Origin of the sequence: Larkinella sp. C7 (assembly GCF_006149005.1) — a bacterium.
Lineage (GTDB): Bacteria > Bacteroidota > Bacteroidia > Cytophagales > Spirosomataceae > Larkinella.
Genome location: NZ_VBSL01000274.1, coordinates 1 through 319 on the forward strand (window position 1 = coordinate 1; position 319 = coordinate 319).

The following is a 319-nucleotide window of genomic DNA, read 5'->3' on the forward strand; positions in this document are numbered from 1 at the left end:
ACATCCAACACGTCATGCTCCCATTAGAAATGCAAGTGGATAAATTAGAAAAAGCCAAAGTTGATAAAGCTATCTTATTTTGTACAACACCACACCCCGAAAAAGCCAAAAATTATTCTGAATTCAAAAAAGAAATGAATACTCTTTTTGAGTTGCTATCAGGCCATAGTCAAACAATCGCCCCATTAGACAGAATGAGACAAAATAACCAAGAGGTTGCTCAAGCTATCCAGCAATATCCAGATAAATTCTATGGTTTTGGCTCCCTTCCTTTAGGATTGTCATTAGACGAAACCATTAAATGGATTAAGGAGCAGAT

General features: G+C 36.4%; 1 protein-coding gene. It reads left to right on the forward strand.

What is annotated here, in order from left to right:
- Positions 1-14: 14 nt before the first annotated feature.
- Positions 15-319: hypothetical protein (locus FH871_RS35400; RefSeq protein WP_212768435.1), on the forward strand; the 305-nt coding region annotated here is incomplete at its 3' end.